Annotated in this window: 11 protein-coding genes; 8 read left to right on the top strand and 3 right to left on the bottom strand. The window is 67.6% G+C overall.

Features of this window, described 5'->3' with window-relative positions:
* Positions 1 to 30: 30 nt before the first annotated feature.
* The 3 genes from IEJ02_RS06765 to IEJ02_RS06755 all read left to right on the top strand — a co-directional run bounded on the left by IEJ02_RS06765 (position 31) and on the right by IEJ02_RS06755 (position 2819).
* On the top strand, positions 31 to 825 hold the full coding sequence (locus IEJ02_RS06765; protein ID WP_317985743.1) for an alpha/beta fold hydrolase: 795 nt from the start codon (positions 31 to 33) through the stop codon (positions 823 to 825).
* On the top strand, positions 780 to 2102 hold the full coding sequence (locus IEJ02_RS06760) for an MFS transporter (protein WP_317985742.1): 1323 nt from the start codon (positions 780 to 782) through the stop codon (positions 2100 to 2102). Before IEJ02_RS06765 ends, IEJ02_RS06760 begins: the two co-directional genes overlap by 46 nt.
* Positions 2103 to 2165: 63 nt before the next feature.
* A complete protein-coding gene (locus IEJ02_RS06755; protein WP_191063873.1) occupies positions 2166 to 2819 on the top strand; it encodes an NADPH-dependent F420 reductase in 654 nt (217 codons plus the stop codon).
* A gap of 16 nt (positions 2820 to 2835) precedes the next feature.
* Here IEJ02_RS06755 and IEJ02_RS06750 read toward each other — a convergent pair whose 3' ends face one another.
* Complete coding sequence (locus tag IEJ02_RS06750) at positions 2836 to 4356, bottom strand: pyridoxal phosphate-dependent decarboxylase family protein (protein ID WP_191063872.1); 1521 nt, start codon at positions 4354 to 4356, stop codon at positions 2836 to 2838.
* A gap of 68 nt (positions 4357 to 4424) precedes the next feature.
* Positions 4425 to 6383 carry a primary-amine oxidase gene (locus IEJ02_RS06745; RefSeq protein WP_317985741.1) on the bottom strand — a complete coding sequence of 653 codons (1959 nt, stop codon included), beginning with the start codon at positions 6381 to 6383 and terminating at the stop codon, positions 4425 to 4427.
* 164 nt (positions 6384 to 6547) lie between these two features.
* Here IEJ02_RS06745 and solA point away from each other — a divergent pair, with 164 nt between their 5' ends.
* Both solA and IEJ02_RS06735 read left to right on the top strand, forming a co-directional pair.
* Complete coding sequence (gene solA, locus IEJ02_RS06740; protein ID WP_223863491.1) at positions 6548 to 7864, top strand: N-methyl-L-tryptophan oxidase; 1317 nt, start codon at positions 6548 to 6550, stop codon at positions 7862 to 7864.
* A gap of 106 nt (positions 7865 to 7970) precedes the next feature.
* Positions 7971 to 9251: an MFS transporter gene (locus IEJ02_RS06735; protein WP_191063870.1), complete on the top strand. Its 1281-nt coding sequence runs from the start codon at positions 7971 to 7973 to the stop codon at positions 9249 to 9251.
* On the opposite strand, the gene IEJ02_RS06730 is transcribed toward IEJ02_RS06735, so the two are convergent.
* Positions 9207 to 9842, bottom strand: a complete 636-nt coding sequence (locus tag IEJ02_RS06730) for a TetR/AcrR family transcriptional regulator (protein ID WP_191063869.1) — start codon at positions 9840 to 9842, stop codon at positions 9207 to 9209. The two genes, IEJ02_RS06735 and IEJ02_RS06730, sit on opposite strands and share 45 nt — an antisense overlap.
* Positions 9843 to 10045: 203 nt before the next feature.
* Here IEJ02_RS06730 and IEJ02_RS06725 point away from each other — a divergent pair, with 203 nt between their 5' ends.
* The 3 genes from IEJ02_RS06725 (at position 10046) to IEJ02_RS06715 (ending at position 17241) form a co-directional block, all read left to right on the top strand.
* Positions 10046 to 11440, top strand: coding sequence for an MFS transporter (locus IEJ02_RS06725; protein WP_191063868.1), 1395 nt, complete (start codon positions 10046 to 10048; stop codon positions 11438 to 11440).
* A gap of 366 nt (positions 11441 to 11806) precedes the next feature.
* Entirely contained in the window at positions 11807 to 16477 is a 4671-nt protein-coding gene (locus IEJ02_RS06720) for a non-ribosomal peptide synthetase (RefSeq protein ID WP_191063867.1), read from the top strand.
* Positions 16474 to 17241, top strand: coding sequence for a thioesterase II family protein (locus tag IEJ02_RS06715; protein ID WP_223863489.1), 768 nt, complete (start codon positions 16474 to 16476; stop codon positions 17239 to 17241). Before IEJ02_RS06720 ends, IEJ02_RS06715 begins: the two co-directional genes overlap by 4 nt.
* Positions 17242 to 17333 lie beyond the last annotated feature (92 nt).

Here is a 17333-nt window from a genome sequence, read left to right as displayed (position 1 = left end):
GCTGCCGCCTTCACCATGCTCCGCCCTGTGGTGTCCGACCTGTCGTTCCCCACTGAGCAGCGCTGGCTGCTGCTGCCGGGGCTCGGGCAGACCGGTGCCTACTGGGCACCGGTCGCCCGCTGGCTGGCCGCTGACGGCATCGCCCTGCTCGCCGCCGACATGCCGGCCCTGGCCGCGGCATGCACGGCTCCACGCGGCTCCTACGACCGGCTCACCGAGATGGCACACCGGTTGGCCGACGCCGCGGCCGAACGGGGGATATCGGCGGTGGTGGGACACTCCGCCGGGGCTCCGGCGGCGTTGCTCACCACCGGCCGCCGCGGCATCCGGGCCACCATGTTGGTCGAGCCGGTACCGGAGCACTTCGGCATGTCCCTCTCCGTGCCCCGTGCGGGCGTGCCGGACCTGATGAGGGGGGACAGCGAGCCGGCGGAGTCTGTGCAGGCGCTGCGCCGCCTCCACCCGCTCGCCGCCGAGACCACACTGCGTGCCATCGCGGCCGCGACCACCGCGGGGTGGGGCCGCCCGCGCTCCGTGCCCGCCAGTTCCGCCGGAGCGGGGCGTCTCCCCGCGGCGCGTGCACGTGCCGTCGGCGACCGCCTTGGTGCGACTGCGACCCCTGTCCTGGTGCTCAGCGGAGCATTGTCGGCGATGCTGCCCGGCGACCTGGCACGGGTACTCGCCGGGCAGGCCACCGCGGGCACTCACCGCACCGTGGCCCGGGCCGGCCACTCACCGCACGTGGACCGTCCGCGTGAGACGGCCGCCGCGCTCACCGCATGGCACGACGAGGTGTTCACTTCCCCATCGGGCCAGGTCTCATGACCGCACGGTCGGCCGGACCAGGGTCGGGAACGCGAAAGGAAGCACACCTTCCGCATGGTCGACCCCGCTCCTTCGCAGCTCTGGAAGTTCCCGTCTTCCGGCTGCTGCTGGCCGGACAGAGTCTGTCCATGCTGAGCTACGGCGCCTACCTCACCATGCTGTCTTGGTATGCCTACCATCTGGGGGGCGACGCGGGGGCATCCGGACTCGTACTCGGCGCGGTCGCGATATCGACCGTCGCCACCTTACTGATGGGCGGTGCGCTCGCCGACCGGTGGGACCGGAGACGCATCATGATCGTCTCTGACAGCGGACGGTTCCTCACCACCGGGACCCTGGCCCTGCTGGCTCTCACCGACCACGCGAACATGGTGCTGCTCACCGCGTTCGCCGGCGTGACCGGCCTGTTCGACGGATTCTTCGCCCCGGCGTTCAGCGGTCTCGTGCCCCTGACCGTGTCATCGGAGCTCATCGGTTCGGCCAACGCCGCGCTGGGCTTCGTCCGCGCGGTGTGTGGCGTGTGCGGTCCGCTGCTCGGCGGCACCCTGTACTCCTGGGCCGGCGCCAGCGCCGTACTGGCGCTGACGGCGGCGTCATTCCTAGTGGCGACGGTAACCGCGATGGCCCTGAAGCTCCCCGAAAAGTTACGGACCGCGGGCGGCGGGTCGACCGCGGGCGGGCCGTTTCGGGACATCGCGGAGGGGGCACGGTACGTCTTCTCCGTGCCGTTGCTGATCTCCATCCCTGTGGCCGCCGTGGCGTTGCTGCTGTCGGAAGGGCCGACTCAGACGTTGTTGCCTCAGTTGGTGGAGGAGCGGTTGGGGCAGGGATCGTCTGGTCTGGCCGCGCTGAACACCGCGGTCGGCGCGGGCACCGCCCTGGGCGCTTTCCTGTACGCCAGGCTGTTGCCGCAGCGACGCCGGGCTGTGCTCATCTACACCGCATGGGCCACCGCTCATGCGTTGTGCGCCGCCATGGCGCTGTCCACCTCTCTGTGCGTCGCGGTGGCCATCAGCAGCGTGCGCGGGGTGCTCAGCGGCTTCGGCTATGCGATGTGGGAGACCCTGCTCATGCACGTCGTGGCGAGGGACAAACTGTCCCGGGTGTTCGCCATCAACATGTTCGGTACCAAGACGCTGATGCCGATCGGATATGGTCTGTCCGGCTGGCTGGCCCAGTACTCCTCGGCTTCGACGCTCATCGTCATCGGCCAGCTCACCGCGGCCGTCCTCATGGCCTCTCTGCTCGGCTCCCGCTCCATCCGAAATGTGCACTGAACGTCGGCGGGTACGGGCGCCGGGCCCATCCGCCTCCCATGACCGTTCGAAGGGATCGAACCAGTGAAGATCTCGTTGCTGGGGACGGGCGCGGTGTGTCATGTCCTCGCTCCCGCGTTCCTGGCCCTGGACCACGAGGTGACCGTGGGAACCCGTAACCCTCGCTCAACACTGTCCGCCAATCATGCCTACCGACGGCTGGCGGACCGCCACCCCTCATTGGAGCTGCGTACGTTCGAGGACGCGGTCCCGGGAGCCGAGCTGGTGGTGAACGCGATCGACGGGCCTTCCTGTGTCGCGGCGCTCACCCCGTTGGCCCCGCTCCTGACCGGGCGCGTCGTCATGGACGTCTCCAGCCCCTATGACTGGTCCGACCCCGACGCCGTCCTGGACCCCGTCAACACGGACAGCCTCGGCGAGCGTCTCCAGCGAGCGCTGCCGGACGCCAAGGTGGTCAAAACCCTTAACACCCTGGCGGCCGAGGCCATGACGGCGCCGGCATCGATCGGTGACGGCGACCACACGGTGTTCGTCAGCGGGGACGACACCGCTGCCAAGGCCCTGGTGAGTGACCTGCTGCGGGCCCTGGGCTGGCGGGACGTCCTCGACCTCGGCGGCATCCGCACCGCCCGGGCGACGGAGATGATGCTGCGCATGTGGATCGATACCTCCGCCGCCGTGCGCACACACATGTTCGGCTTCAAGATCGTCCGCTAGCGGACGCGGGACCGCCTCAGCTCGCCGGCGCCCTGCCCGATCCAATCGCCTGTCCTTGGCCGGCGATCCGGTCCATGTACCGCTGGGCGTGCGTGGCCACCAGATGCAGCACGGTGGCGATGTCGTTCAGCGAGGTTGCTGGGTTGAGCAGCGTGAACTTCAGGAAGTGTCGGCCGTCGACTACGGTGGCGGCCACCACGGCGTCACCGTCAGAGGCCAGAGTCTTGCGGGCGTAGAGGTTCGCCTCGTCCGTGACAGCCTGCGTGACGTTCGTGTCCGGTCCAGGGACGTAGCGGAACACCAGTGTGCTGAGCTGCGGTGTGGTGACGACTTCGAACCGCGGATCGCTGTCGAGCAGGCGCCATGCGTCTCCTGCCCGTTCGACCACCTCATCGAAGAGCTCTCCAACGGCGTCCGCGCCAATGATGCGCAGCGTCATCCACAGCTTCAGGGCGTCGAACCGGCGGGTGGTCTGGATGCTCTTGTCCACCTGGTTCGGAACGTGCTCGTGCACGCTCCGCGGGTTGAGATAGTCGGCGTGGTACGTGGCATGCCGCAGTGTGGTGTGGTCACGGACCAGGAGAGCGCTGGAACTGATCGGTTGAAAGAACGACTTGTGGAAATCCATCGTCACGGAGTCGGCCCGCTCGACACCCCGGAGCAAAGCCCGGTGTCGCCGGGATGCGAGCACGCCGCATCCGTAGGCGGCGTCCACGTGCATCCAGATCCTCTCCCGCGCACACAGGTCGGCTATGTCGTGCAGCGGGTCGATGCTGCCGAAGTCAGTGGTTCCGGCCGTGGCTACGACGGCCATGGGCAGCAGGCCTTCACTGCGACAGCGGGCGATCTGCGCCGCGAGCGCCTCCATGGTCATCCGGCGGCTCCCGTCGCACGCCACGGTGATGGTCGCGTCCTCGGCGAGTCCCAACAGCGTGGCCGACTTCACGATGCTGAAGTGGCTGCACTGCGATGTCAGGACACGCAGACGTGGCAGCATCTCGGCCCTGCTGAGGCGAGGGTCACCGGACCTGGCCGCGAGATGGCAGGTCTCCTCCCGTGCCAGCAGCATGGCTTGCAGGTTGGATTGCGTTCCCCCACTGGTGAATACCCCGTCCGCGGCCGGCCCCAGTCCGGCCCGCTGGGCGGCCCAGTCGATGAGCCGCCGCTCGATCAGGGTGCCTGCGCCGCTCTGGTCCCAGGTGTCGAGTGACGAGTTGACCGCCGACAGAACAGCCTCGCCGACCACGGCCGGTATGACCACGGGGCAGTTGAGGTGAGCGAGATAGCGAGGGTGGTGGAAGTACACGGTATCGCGCAGATAGACCCGCTCCAGTTCATCGAGAGCGGCTTGGACGTCTCCTAACGGTGTGTCCAGGTCGATGGCACCGACGACGGAAGATAACTCGTCGGGTGATATCCCGCTGAACGGGTGCTTCGCCGCGGCAATGGAGCGCGCGACACGTTCGGCTCCCGCGGAGATCGAACTCTGGTAATGGTCAAGCGTGCGTTCATTGAGCAGATTTGCCCTGCCGTCCATGGAGAACGTCCTTAAGGATTGAGAGCGTCGGTTGGCAGAGTTCCAGAGAGGCAAGGGACACAGGGCAGTCACACGACCGGCGGGCCGGCCTTGCTGTCACAGTGTTTGCCGCCGCCGCTGGGTGGCACGTCGAGAGTCGGGTTGCGGTCGAAGAAACCGATCGGTTTCAGTGTGAAACCGGTGCTGTCCACCGGCATGATCGGCCAGTCCTCCGGGCGCGGCCAGTGGGTGAGACCGAAGGTGTGCCAGAGCACGATGTCCTCACCGTCAATATCGCGGTCGGCCGTCGTCCAGGCCGGCAGCCCCGCTCCACCGGGATGCTGATTCACCAGATGGCCGGCCGGGTAGCGCTCGTCGTCCGCGTACCGGGTCACCCACAGGTGGTGCCGGGCGAAGGCCGCGCGGGCCGAGATGGACGACTGCTCGTCGGCGAGCAGGGTGGGCAGGCCTTCGGGAACGAGCGCGTAGCCGACGGGCCGTCCGAGACGGTTGGTGGACTCGGGGTTGACGACATGCCATTCCCGATTGCGGGCGGGGTTCGCATCACGCTTGGCTGCCCGCTCGGAAGTCAGTCGGGTCGCCCGACGGCTGAAAGCGTTCCCGTGCGGGTTCTTCCGGCTCACCGGGAGTCGCACGGCCTCCACTTCATCGACAGCGTTACGGTGCCCGTCCACCGCCATGTCGAGCCGGGCGCAGAAGAGGTGCTGGTGAAAGGGCGCCCCCAGGCCCGGGGCGATTTCGTTCGTGTAAGCCGCTCGCTCCTCCTGGTAGCCAGAGGTGAACACCACGCCGGTCGCCTTTGCTTCGAACCTGATCGTGCCGTCGAGGTACAGATACCAGTAGAATCCGTAGTCATAGTTGCCCACCGTGGTGAAAAAGGAGATCACCAGGCGCCGCTGACGGCGGGTCTCCTGAATCCCGAGGACAAGATCGGTGTGCTTCCACAGCACACCGGAGTCCTCTTCGTGTATGCAGATCGCGTTGCGGATGGTCCACGGGCTGCCGTCCTCGTTGACGATCACCGCATCGGTGTAGTGGATCTCGCCCAGGCAGTCGCATCCCAGCTCCAGGGAGTTGGCGTATCTGCCGAAGAGATATTCGCCCTGGTCGAAGTAGTTCTGCCAGTAGCGGGCAGGAGAGGGATCGGCGTAAGGGACGACCATCTCGGCTATCGACGCGCGGTGGATCACTGAACGGCGCCGGCCCTGCTCTTTGTCGTAGAATGAGATGTCGTGCAGCGTCAGCCCCTCGCGCACATTGAAGCCGAACCGCAGCGTCCAGTTCTGCCAGCGGACGAGATTGTCCTCCACCGAAAAGCTGACCCCTTCGGGCTGCCTGATCTCGATCGGCTTCAGCGAGGTGCGGGGCGGCCCGGTGTACTCGCGGTCCTGGAAGTTTCCGGATTCCTGGGGGACCTGGACCACCACGTCGTCGATGACCTCGCGCACCCGGCGGTCGGTTAAGTCGATGTATGCGACCAGGCCGTCGACGGGATGCGCCCAGGGCTGATCGCCTTTACGCGGCTGGTGGAAGCCGAAAGCCCTGACAATACGGTGCCCCACCTCGTCCGGGTTGCCGTAGTGCCCCGCCGAAAGTGACGTCGCCAGCACGGTCCGCGTCGTCAGTCCACGCCGCGATAGGGCTGCCTGCCACCGGGGGTCGGCGTTCAGTATCTCCTGTACCGTCTCGAACTCCTGGTTGAGAATGGGGAGATGGCCCTGGTTCCGAGTGTCTATCCGCTCGAAGGAGACCACGGCGCCGCGCGTAACCGAAAGAACGGCCTCGAACGATGCGCTGTCCGACCGGTCCAGCAGTTGTACGCGCAGCAACCGGTCAACCGCATCACCGGGGGCGAACGCGCGCAGCTCCGCCTTGTTCGGCTCCTCCGGCACGACGGAGACAAATCGCACCGAGGGCCCGAGCCGCCTGGACGTCTCCAGGATGGCGCATGCGGCGTGCACTTCCTCGGTGGTCAGCATGGCAATCGGGTGGGTGGGGGGCGCTGCGGTCGGGGTGCGGTGGGTCACGGAGGAGGTGCACCTTTCAGACGCGGGCACAGGGTTCGCCCGCGGGTATCCGCTCAGCAAGTCCTGCGCCCTGAACCGGTGGGTTTCCGGAGCCGGTGGGGTGTCAAGCCACATCCGGAGCATCATCTCGGTGGTGCGCAGTGCGGATTCTACCCAGGCCGATCATGCCGGACCAGGTAAGAGGCCACGGCTACCGCCCTCACACGTGGGGAGGCCGCCGTCATACTGGCCTGATTGCACTGTCCCGAGGTCATCCTGCTGACGAGCATGGCTACGGTATCCCGGTCTTCATAGCCTTCGCGGAGGTGATCGGTGACGTGACGGTGACTGGTTGGGACGCCGAGGTGGCTGTGGTCGGCTTGGGAGCCTGGGGGTCTGCCGCACTCTGGCAACTCGCGTTGCGCGGAGTGGATGTGGTCGGTATCGAGCGGTTCGTGCCGGGGCATGCGTGGGGGTCATCGCACGGCGGTTCGCGGATGTTCCGGATCACCTGTCTGGAACATCCGGGCCTGGTGCCTCTCGCTCGGCGCTCCCGTGAGCTGTGGCGGCATCTGGAGAAGGAGTGGGGCGAGGAACTGTTCGTCTCCTCAGGCGGGCTGCTGATAGGGCCACGAGGCGGAACGATCGTGGGTGGCACTCTGCGTGCGGCCGACCAGCATGGAATCGAGGTGGAGACCCTGTCCTCCGCCGAGTTGCGGATGCGGTATCCCTCTCATGCGGCGGTACCGGAGGAGCACATCGGTGTGTGGGAACCAAGTGCGGGCATTGTCCGGCCAGAGGCGTCGGTGCGGGCAGCCGTCGGTCTGGCCAGCAGGAATGCGAATGCCCGGGTGCTGACGGGGAGTCAGGTGAGCCGCGTCGAGGTGTGCAGTGACGGTGTGGAGCTGGTGACCGGCCCCCGGACACTGCGCGTGCGGCAGGCTGTGATCACTGTGGGCGCGTGGCTGACGACGCTGCTGCCAGGACTGCCGCTGGAGACGATACGTATGCCGATCTCCTGGTTCCGGCCCAGCGCGGCAGGAGGGGAGGCGAAGGCGGACTTCGACCTGGACCGGTTCCCTGTGTTCATGCGGGAGTTGGATCACGGCCCGGTCCTGTGGGGGAACGGCAGGGAGAACGGACACGATGTCAAGCTGGGGCTGGAATACGGCGGTGGCGGTTTCCGGCCCATGGACCCGGAGGACACCGACCGGTCCGTCGCGGCCGAGGACTGGTCGGATCTCGCACGCCTCCTGTCCGTCTACGCGCCCGGGCTGGAACCCATCCCGGCGCGGGCGGCGGTGTGCATGTACGCCCGCACCCCGGATGACCAGTTCATCATCGGCCGCCCCGGTGGCGATGCCCGGCTCGTCATCGCAGGGGGGTGTAACGCGCATGGCGGAAAACACGCGCTAGGGGTCGGCGAAGCCCTGGCCGACCTGGTGACCGAGGGAGAGACCCGAGTCCCGTTGGAGTTCACCGATCCTGACCGCTTCTCCTGACGGGCGGGCCGAGAGCCGGTCCGTCGCCCAAGCATGCTTTCCGGCCAAAGTAGCGACCGCTGTTCGCAAACGAGTTAGGCTAGGCTCACCTGACTCGGGAGGTCGCATGGCCAGGCGTGCGCGGTTGGCAACACTCATAGCGCTCTATGCGGGGCAGTACCTGGCCATGGGCCTGTTGGTGGCCCTGCCCTCCATCCTTCGGGAGCAGGGTGCGTCCCTTCGCCAGGTCGGTGTCGTCTCGCTGGTGAATCTCGCCGTCATCGCCAAGGTGTCGTGGGCTCCGCTCGTGGACCGGTACGGTCGCCACCGCGGCTCCGGCCATTACCGCACATGGCTACTGATCATTCAGCCTTTGATCGTGGTGACGCTGGTTGCGCTGGCGACGGTGGACATCGGGGGCGGTTTCACCGCGCTATTGACCGGAGCATGTGTCCTGGCCGTGCTCGTCGGAACCCAGGACATCGCGACTGACGCCCTTGCCGTCCGGCTGATCGACCCGGCCGACCGGGGGTGGGCCAACGCCGTACAGGTCGGCGCGGGCTTCGCCGGAGCCGCCGTGGGCACCACTGGTATGTTCATCGCCTATCAGCACCTGGGCTGGTCCGGATCGGTCGCCGTGTTGGCGGGACTGTGCCTGTTGCCTATGGCTGCCGTATACGCGATCACCGAACCGGCAGCCGGGCTTGAGACCCGCGCCACCGGTCGCGCCGGCGGGTCGGGGCTGCGGGCGATGCTATCGCTGCGCCGGGTGCCGGGCGTAGCCGCTTGGGCGGGCCTCCTCGTCCCTCTTATCTGGGGCGGCGTCATGCTGCCGCAGTCCCTCATGGGCCCCCTGTTGGTGGATCACGGCTGGCATCTCGGTTCATTGGGGTTGCTCACCTCCGTGTTGGGTGGCGGTTGCGGGATCGCCGGCGCGTCGGCTGCCGGGCGGCTGGTCGGCAGGCTCGGACGTGGCCGAGTACTGCTGGGTGCGTGCGCGGTACAACTGGCCGCAACGGCGGCACTGATGGCGGTCGCGGCCGGGGCTTCCGGTCCCGCCGCCGTGACAGTGGTCGCGGCTCTGGGCCTGGCACGCGGCGCGGTCAACACCGTCATCTTCACCGCGTTCATGGATTTCTGCCGACCGGAGACCGCGGGCAGTGACTTCACTCTGCTCTCGGCCTGGGGGTACGCGGTGGCCGCCGTCGTCCAGGCAGCGGGGCCGACACTCGCGGGGGCCGCCGGATATCCGACGGCCATCGCAGTGGCCGCGGTGATGACCGGCGTCGCACTGGTGTACCTGCGGATGCCTCGCACCTATGGCGCGCTGGCCGCGGTCCAAGCGGCGCCTGTGCCGAAATCCTCAGGAGGCGTGCGTCCCGAGCAGCCCCTCCAGGACGCGCGGTAGCGCCCAGGCGAAGTCATCTCGGAACGTCTCGGCCGCCTTCGCGGGACCTTCTCCCCCATTCTCAGCGGCGATGTCGTGAACGGGATGGGCGTGGCCCACCGGATGCGCGTTGAGCAGATGGCCGAGCAGCAGATGCCACAGAACGCGGTAGGTTCGGGTTATCCCGGCCTGATCCGGCCCGCCCTCGCCCGAGCCGACCCGAGCGAGGGCGGCCAACGCATCGACTGCGCTCCGGGTGAAAGCCGCGGCGCTGTCCGCCGCATGCTCGCCCTCGGCGATGATCCGCGCCGCCCAGAGGTGTTGGGACAGATAGTCGTAGGCGTTCAGCCACTGGCCGATGACCCGCTCGCGGGGATCCGGGCCGTCCTTCGGAGGCGGGAGGTGGACGGCGACGTCGTCCGCCAGGAGCGTCAGCAGTTCATTGCGGTCGGCGATGTGGCGGTAGAGGGAGGCCTGCCCGGTGCCCAGCTCCTGCGCGACGCGACGCACCGTCAGCGCCTCCAGGCCCTCATTGTCGGCGATATGCCTCGCCGACGCGACGATGCGTGCGCGAGAAAGGATGCGCGGTCTGCCGGGTGCACGTGCGTTCACGCAGCAACCCTACCCGGACGGGCGTGGCCGGGGCTTGTGTTCGGCTGGTACAGGGTTCTATGCTCAATTAGCGACCGCCGTTCGCAAACTATGAACCCCGTCGGACTCCGAGGAGACCGTTGACTGCGCCCGCCTCTCGATCAGGTGCGAAACCTCTGGTTGCCCTGATCCTGGCCGTTCTGTCGTACTCTCTGGTGCAGACCATGCTGGTACCCACCCTCGGGAGCCTGCAGCGAGAACTCCGCACCACCCCCGCGGCCGCCTCTTGGGCGGTGCTCAGCGCCACTCTGCTGACCAGCGCGATCCTCACTCCGCTCATCAGCCGTCTCGGTGACAGCCACGGCAAGCGCCGCGTGCTGGTGACCACCCTCCTGATCCATCTGCTCGGCATCCTCGGCGCCGCCCTCGCCTGGAACATCGCCTCACTCATCGCGTTCCGGGCCGTCCAGGGCGTCAGCCTCGCGCTACTGCCGCTCGCCCTCGGGCTGATCCGCGAGGTGCTGCCCCCACAGCGCGTGGCATTCGGACTCGGGCTCACCTCGGGCCTGGTGGCCGGCGCCGCCGGCGCCGGGCTGCTCTGCGGCGGCCTGATCATCGACCATGCCTCATGGCGCTGGCTGTTCGCTGCCAGCGCCATCTTGGTCTCGGTAGCACTGGCAGCGGTGTTGCGGTATGTCCCCGAAAGCCGGAAGGCCGCCCCGGCGCCCCTGGATGTCACCGGGGCCGTGCTGCTCGGCCTCGGTCTGCTCTGTGTCCTGCTGGCCCTGACCGAGGGGCCTGCCTGGGGCTGGTCGTCCGGGCGGGTACTCGGCCTGTTCGCCGGCGGTGCAGTGGTCTCTGGTGTGTTTCTGTGGTGGGAACGCCGTGTGCGAAACCCGCTGATCGACCCCGACCTGCTATTGGGGCGCACGATCGCCCGCATCCATCTGGGCGCCTTCCTGCTGGGCGCGACCCAGTTCGTCTTCTACGTCCTCATTCCCAAGCTCGCCGAACTGCCCGTCGGGCTGCCACCGCACTCGGCCCGCCTGGTGGATTACGGTTTCGGCGCCTCGGTCACCGTTGCCGGGCTCATCCTGCTGCCGGGCACACTGCTCGGCCTCCCGGCCAGTTCCACGATCGGGCGCGTCGAGACCCGGCTGGGGCCGCGCGCTCCCCTCGCGCTCGGACTCGGGATCAGCGCGGTCGGCGGGGCGCTCCTGGCACTATTCCATGCGCACGAATGGCAGGCCGTGGTGTGCTATGCCGTCATTGGAACCGGATTCGGTTTCGCCATGGCAGCCCTACCTAAACTCATTCACGATGTGACACCGCCGACGGCGACAGCCACGGCAAACGGCATCAACACCGTGGCTCGTACCGTCGGTGGCGCCGTCGGCAGCCAGCTCGCCACCGCCATCCTCGCTTCTCGCACCATTTCCGGCACAAAACTTCCACAGCCTTCGGGGTTCACATCCGCCTTTTGGTCCGCCACAGCCATAGCGATGATCGGCACGCTCATCACGTTCATCGATAAAAATCATTCCGGCGGCAGTGCGAGCAAGGGCAGAAAGACGCCCCCCGAGCTGAAAGAGACACCCGAGGAGGCGGCTCGCCACTGACCCAGACTTGCTGAAGCGGACCACAAAGCTGCAGTTCAGGCGGGAGAGAAAGAGGATCCGACCACTTGGCTGACGACCACGGTTAAAGCATCTCTACATTATCCGACCAAGAGCGTCAACCAGGCAAACCCGCCTCACAGGAAGACACTTGCGAACGCCGGTCGCAAATGATCTTCTATAACCTCTTGCTAACCGACAGACGTCCTAGTAATACTTGCTGGGCGCAAAGATCAGCACGCCCTTGCAAGCACACGTCACGGAAGTGGTCGGTCTGGAGGGGTCTTGCCTCGTTCCGCCAACGCGTCTACCGTTCCTTTACGGTCCCAGCATTCGCCGAAGTCGCATCCCGGCGATCTGCCCTCCAGCATGGAGGAGTTACGCCTCTGGATTGCCCGGAAGCTCGATCTGGAACCGCACGAGCTAGCCGACGTCGATGACCTCGTGGGCCTCGGCATGGATTCCGTCACCACGATGACGATGGTTGGGAGCTGGCGCCGGGCGGGCGCGTCAGTAACTTATCGCGACCTCGCCGTCAACCCGACCCTGTCCGGCTGGTGGGCAGCATTGTCCACCCACACCGGGCCGCCGCCGGAGCCACAATCCGAGACGGCAACGCCCATCGACCCAGAAGCCCCGTTCCCCCTGACACCCGTACAACATGCCTACTGGATGGGCCGGAAGGACGGACAAGTCCTCGGCGGAGTGGGCTGTCACGGGTACTTCGAGTTCGATGGCCCCGGCGCCGACTGCGACCGTCTCGACAGGGCGGTACGGGCCCTGGTGGCGCGCCACGGAATGTTGCGCGTGGTCGTTCTCGACGACGGACGCCAGCAGATCACGTCCGATTCCCCCTGGCCCGGGCTCACCTGCCACGACCTGCGGGTGTTGAGCCCCGACGCGGCCGAGGAACGACTGGCCGCCATTCGGGAAGAGCTGTCCCACCGGCTACTGGACATCCGCGCCGGCGAGGTCTTCGACGTACAGCTTTCGCTGCTGCCCGGCGGCGGCGCCCGGCTGCACCTCAACGTGGACCTGATCGTCGCGGATGTGATGAGCATCCAGGTGCTCATGGCGGACTTGGCGGTCCTGTACCGCGGCGGCGAACTCCCGCCGCTGAGCCTGAGTTTCCCCGTGTACCTCTCGGACGTGACGGCCCGTCGGGCAGAGGAGCGCGAGCACGCGCGGGCCTACTGGCAGCAGCGTGCCGACCGGGTGCGCGTTGGTGGCCCACGGCTGCCGCTGGCCACGGACCCCGCCCGGATCAGCCGGCCGCGCTTCCGGCGTCGCACCCACCTGATCGAGCAAGCGCTCTTCGACCGGCTGAAGGACCGCGCACGCGCCTACCGCGTGACGCCCTCCATGGTGATGGCGACCGCCTTCGCCGACATACTCGGCCGTTGGAGCAGCGATCAGCGCTTCCTCCTCAACGTTCCGTTGTTCGACCGGCAGTCCGGCCACCCGGATGTCGAACACATGGTCGCCGACTTCACCAATCTGATTCTGTTGGAGGTGGAGACCGGTGGCGGCCGCACCTTCGCCGAGCGGGTGCGCGCAGTCCAGGAACGTTTCCAGGAGGATGTCACGCACTCCGCGTACTCGGCTGTCGAGGTGATGCGGGATATCGGCCGCGACCAGCACGGAAGCGGCCCGATCTCCGCTCCCGTGGTCTTCGCCAGCAGCATCGGCGGGCAGTTCGTCGACGAGGGCTTCCGCGAGCAGTTCGGCGAAATGAGCTGGATGGTCTCGCAGACCCCACAGGTGTGGCTGGACCACCAGCTGTACGAGACACCCGGTGGGCTCTTGCTCACCTGGGACAGTGTGGACGCGCTGTTCCCCGAAGGCGTCGTCGACGCGATGTTTGACGCCTACACCGACCTGGTGCGACACCTCGCTGCCGGACACACCGAACCCGCTCGTGCCTGGGACCATCCGACGCCCCGCCCCCTGCCGGCCGACCAGGCTCGCCGCAGGGAAGCGGTCAACGCCACAGCGGCCGATATCCCTGAAGGCCTGCTGCACGACGGGGTGGTCGCCCAGGCCCGGAGGACACCCGGCCGCACCGCCGTGATCGCGGCCAATGGCTCCCTGACGTACGGGGAACTCCTGGGGCGGGCGGCCTCCGTGGCCGGCCTGCTACGGGAACGATGTACCAGCGGCGAGGTTGTCGCCATTTCGATGAGCAAGGGGTGGGAGCAAGTAGCCGGGACGCTCGGCACGCTCATGGCGGGCTGCGCCTACCTCCCGCTCGACACCGCCCAGCCCGCCGCCAGGCGGAACCGCATCCTCGCCGACGCCGGTGTCCGGCAAGTGCTGGTACGCTCCGGCGACACCGACCCGGAGGACTGGCCCGACCCCGTCACCGTGACCGTTGTGGACGGCCTCCAGCCGGTCCCCGAGCACCACCAGACGCACCGGCCCGGGCCGGACGATCTCGCATACGTCATCTACACATCGGGGTCCACCGGTGCGCCCAAGGGCGTAATGATCAGCCATGCCAGTGCGCTCAACACGGTGAGCGACATAAACTCCCGTTATGGGGTGGAGCCGGGAGACCGGGTGCTCGGACTCGCGAGCCTCAGCTTCGACCTGTCGGTCTATGACATCTTCGGCCCGCTTGCCCGTGGTGGCGCCCTCGTGCTACCCGATCCGGACCGACGCGGAGACCCCACCCACTGGGCAGCGTTGATCCAGGAACACCGGATAACGCTGTGGAACTCGGTCCCGGCCCAGCTCCAGATGCTCGACGACTGTCTGGGCCCCCAGTACAGCACCCCTGACCAGGAAACGGAGTGGAACCTGTCCTGTCTGCGGCTGGCGTTGCTCAGCGGCGACTGGATACCCGTCACGCTGCCCGACTCGATCCGGGCCAAGCTGCCGAACCTTCGAGTGATCAGCCTGGGCGGTGCAACCGAGGCAGCCATCTGGTCCATCCACCATCCCATCGAAACCGTGGGAGTGGACTGGAGCAGCATCCCCTATGGGAAACCGCTGGCGAACCAGACCTTTCATGTGCTGGATCCGGATCTGTGCCCGCGTCCGGACTGGGTCCCCGGTGAACTGTTCATCGGCGGAGCCGGGCTGGCCCTCGGCTACCTGGGGGACCCCCAGCGGACGGCAGAACGCTTCTTCACCCACCCCGTGACAGGTGAGCGGCTGTATCGGACCGGCGACCTGGGCCGATATCTACCCGACAGCACCATCGAGTTCCTGGGCCGGGCCGACTCGCAAGTCAAGGTGCGCGGTCACCGGGTTGAACTCGGCGAGATCGAGTCAGCGTTGGAACGCCATCCGTCGGTCGGGGCGGCGTGTGTCCTGGCGGACGGCGACCGTGCGGACCGCCGCCTGGTCGCCTTGGTGACCGGCCGACGCCGCACTCCGGAGGGCGCCCCGATCACGGCTATCGCGGCGGCGGCCCACAGCGCGGGGCGAGACGCCGCTGAAGCCGTCGATCCGGTACGGGCGAACGAGTTCCAGGCATCCCTGGACGAAGCAGTGGTGGTCACGCTCGAACACGCCCTGCGGGAGATGGGAGCGTTCACTACCGCCGGGCAGGCGCACACCACGGACGAAGTCCTGCGACTGACCCGGGCCGTACCGCGGCATCAGTGGATCGTCCGGCGCTGGCTCGGCATCCTACGTGGCGCGGGCAGGTTGATCCATGATCCGGAATCCGACCTCCACCGTGCCGCCGAAGGGCGTCCGCTCGCTGGCCACCAGGACGTGGAGGCCGCCTGGCAACTGGTGCGCGACGTCCATGCACGAGGCCATGACCAGTGGTCCGCCGAGGCCATCGACCTGTTCCGGCGCAGTGGCGCACGCCTTCCCGAACTGGTACGCGGCGACCAGGACGAGGTCCACCTCCTGTTCCCCGAAGGCAGCACGGACACCGCCGTATCGCTGTTCACCGACAGCCTGATCGCGCGTTACACCAACGCGGCCACCGCCGGAGCGCTGCGCGAGATCGCGCTGCGCCGCACCGAGGGCAACGGCCCGCTGCGTGTCCTGGAGGTCGGAGCCGGCGTGGGCGGTACCAGCGCGGACGCCTTCGAAGCCCTCGCTGACCTGGATGTGGAGTACCTGTTCACTGACGTGTCGCCGTACTTCCTCAACGGGGCCCGTCAGCGGTTCGCCGCCGTCCCCTTCGTGGACTATGGACTGTTCGACATGAACGTCGACTACCGTCCCCAGGGGCTGGCTCCGAACTCCTTCGATGTGATCGTCGCCGCCAATGTGCTGCACAACGCGGAAAACGCCGTCAAGATGCTGGGGCGGCTACGGCAGTTGCTCACCCCCGGCGGATGGCTGCTGTTCACCGAGCCCACCAGGGAGTCCCTGGAGCTGATGATCTTCATGGCGTTCCTGATCGACGTGGGGGCGGAGGGAGTGGGCTTTACGGACGTCCGGCGCGGCCAGGACCGCATGCTGCTCAGCCGGGACGAGTGGTGGGACGCACTGCGGCAGGCAGGAGCGACCGACCAATGGCAGCTGCCGGAAGAACCCGGCCACGCCGCGGATCCGCTTCCGCGCTCCCTGGGACAGCGGTTGCTCGCCGCCCGGTTCAAGGCCGACCAGGCACGAGTGGACACCCACGAACTCAGCGCGCATCTCACCGACAATCTGCCGGTGTACATGGTCCCCACCCGCATATACGTGCTGGACTCGCTGCCACTCACCGCCAACGGCAAGGTGGACCGGACCGCCCTGCGGGCATGGCTGTCCACGGCGTCCGATCCTGCCGCCATCCGGCAGGAGGTGACCCAGCCCCGGGACGCACTGGAGAAGCAACTCGCCGACCTCTGGGCCGAGGTACTGAACATCCCCCATCAGATCGGCGCTGATCAGGACTTCTTGACCATCGGCGGAGATTCTCTGCTGGCCACCCAACTCGTGAGCACCGTACGTGAACGGGTGCCGCAAGCGGCCGGGAAAAGATTCGACACACTGCTGCATTGCATGATCGAACACCGAACCGTTTCCGCTCTCGCCGCAGTCATACGGCAGGAACCTGCGGAAAACGACGAGGACCCGAGTCGATGAACCCCGCCACCGGCCAAGGGCCCCTTACCCTGTTGCACCGTCACCGTACCGGAGCCCGGCCTTTCGCGCGGCTGGTATGCCTGCCGCACGCGGGTGCCGCACCGGGCATGTTCTCCCCCTGGGCCGAGGACCTCGGCCCAGGAGTGGAACTGGTCTCCGTGCGGTACGGCACCCCCGATGACGCCCCGGACACCATGTCCGTCCTTGCCCAGCGCATCACGGCGCAGTTGGCGCTTCTGCCCCGGCGGCCCACTACGCTGTTCGGTCACAGCATGGGCGGTATCGTCGCCTACGAGGTCGCACGCCGCTGCTCTGTCCGGGTTGGCCTGACTCGCCTGGTCGTGTCCGGAACGGTGCCCCCGGCCCTGCACCGCCCTGGTGATACCCACCGGCTCGACGACGACGCCTTCATCACCGCTTTGGTGCGGCTCGGCGGCACCGACCCGCGTCTGTTCACGGACGCCGCGTCACGGGACGTCTGGCTGCCCCGCGTCCGGCAGGATTACCGGCTCATCGACACCTACCAGTACCGGCCCACGCCTCCGCTTGCCTGCCCTGTCACCGCCATGACGGGCCGGGCGGACCAGGAGGCCCCGGTGGACCTCGTACGGTCCTGGCGGTATACCACGACCGCCGCCTTTGATCTCACAGTCCACCCCGGCGGCCATTTCCACCTCTTGGATGACCGACGTGAGGTCGTCGCGGAGCTGCGACGACGCCTGGGCCGGCAAGGCGCTACACCTTCCTCCCTCTCCATGCCCTGAGTCGGTCCCGGCACCGGCCCGGCGGACATCCTCACGCTGCAGCCGCCCCTTCGGGGCGTGGCCCGGCCACGTCCCGAAGGACATGCGTCTGC

This window comes from Streptomyces sp. 5-10 (genome assembly GCF_014712245.1).
In the GTDB taxonomy this organism is placed as follows: Bacteria; Actinomycetota; Actinomycetes; order Streptomycetales; family Streptomycetaceae; genus Streptomyces; species Streptomyces violaceusniger.
Note: the sequence above shows the minus strand (reverse complement) of the source record. Positions and strands in the feature narration are given on the sequence as shown.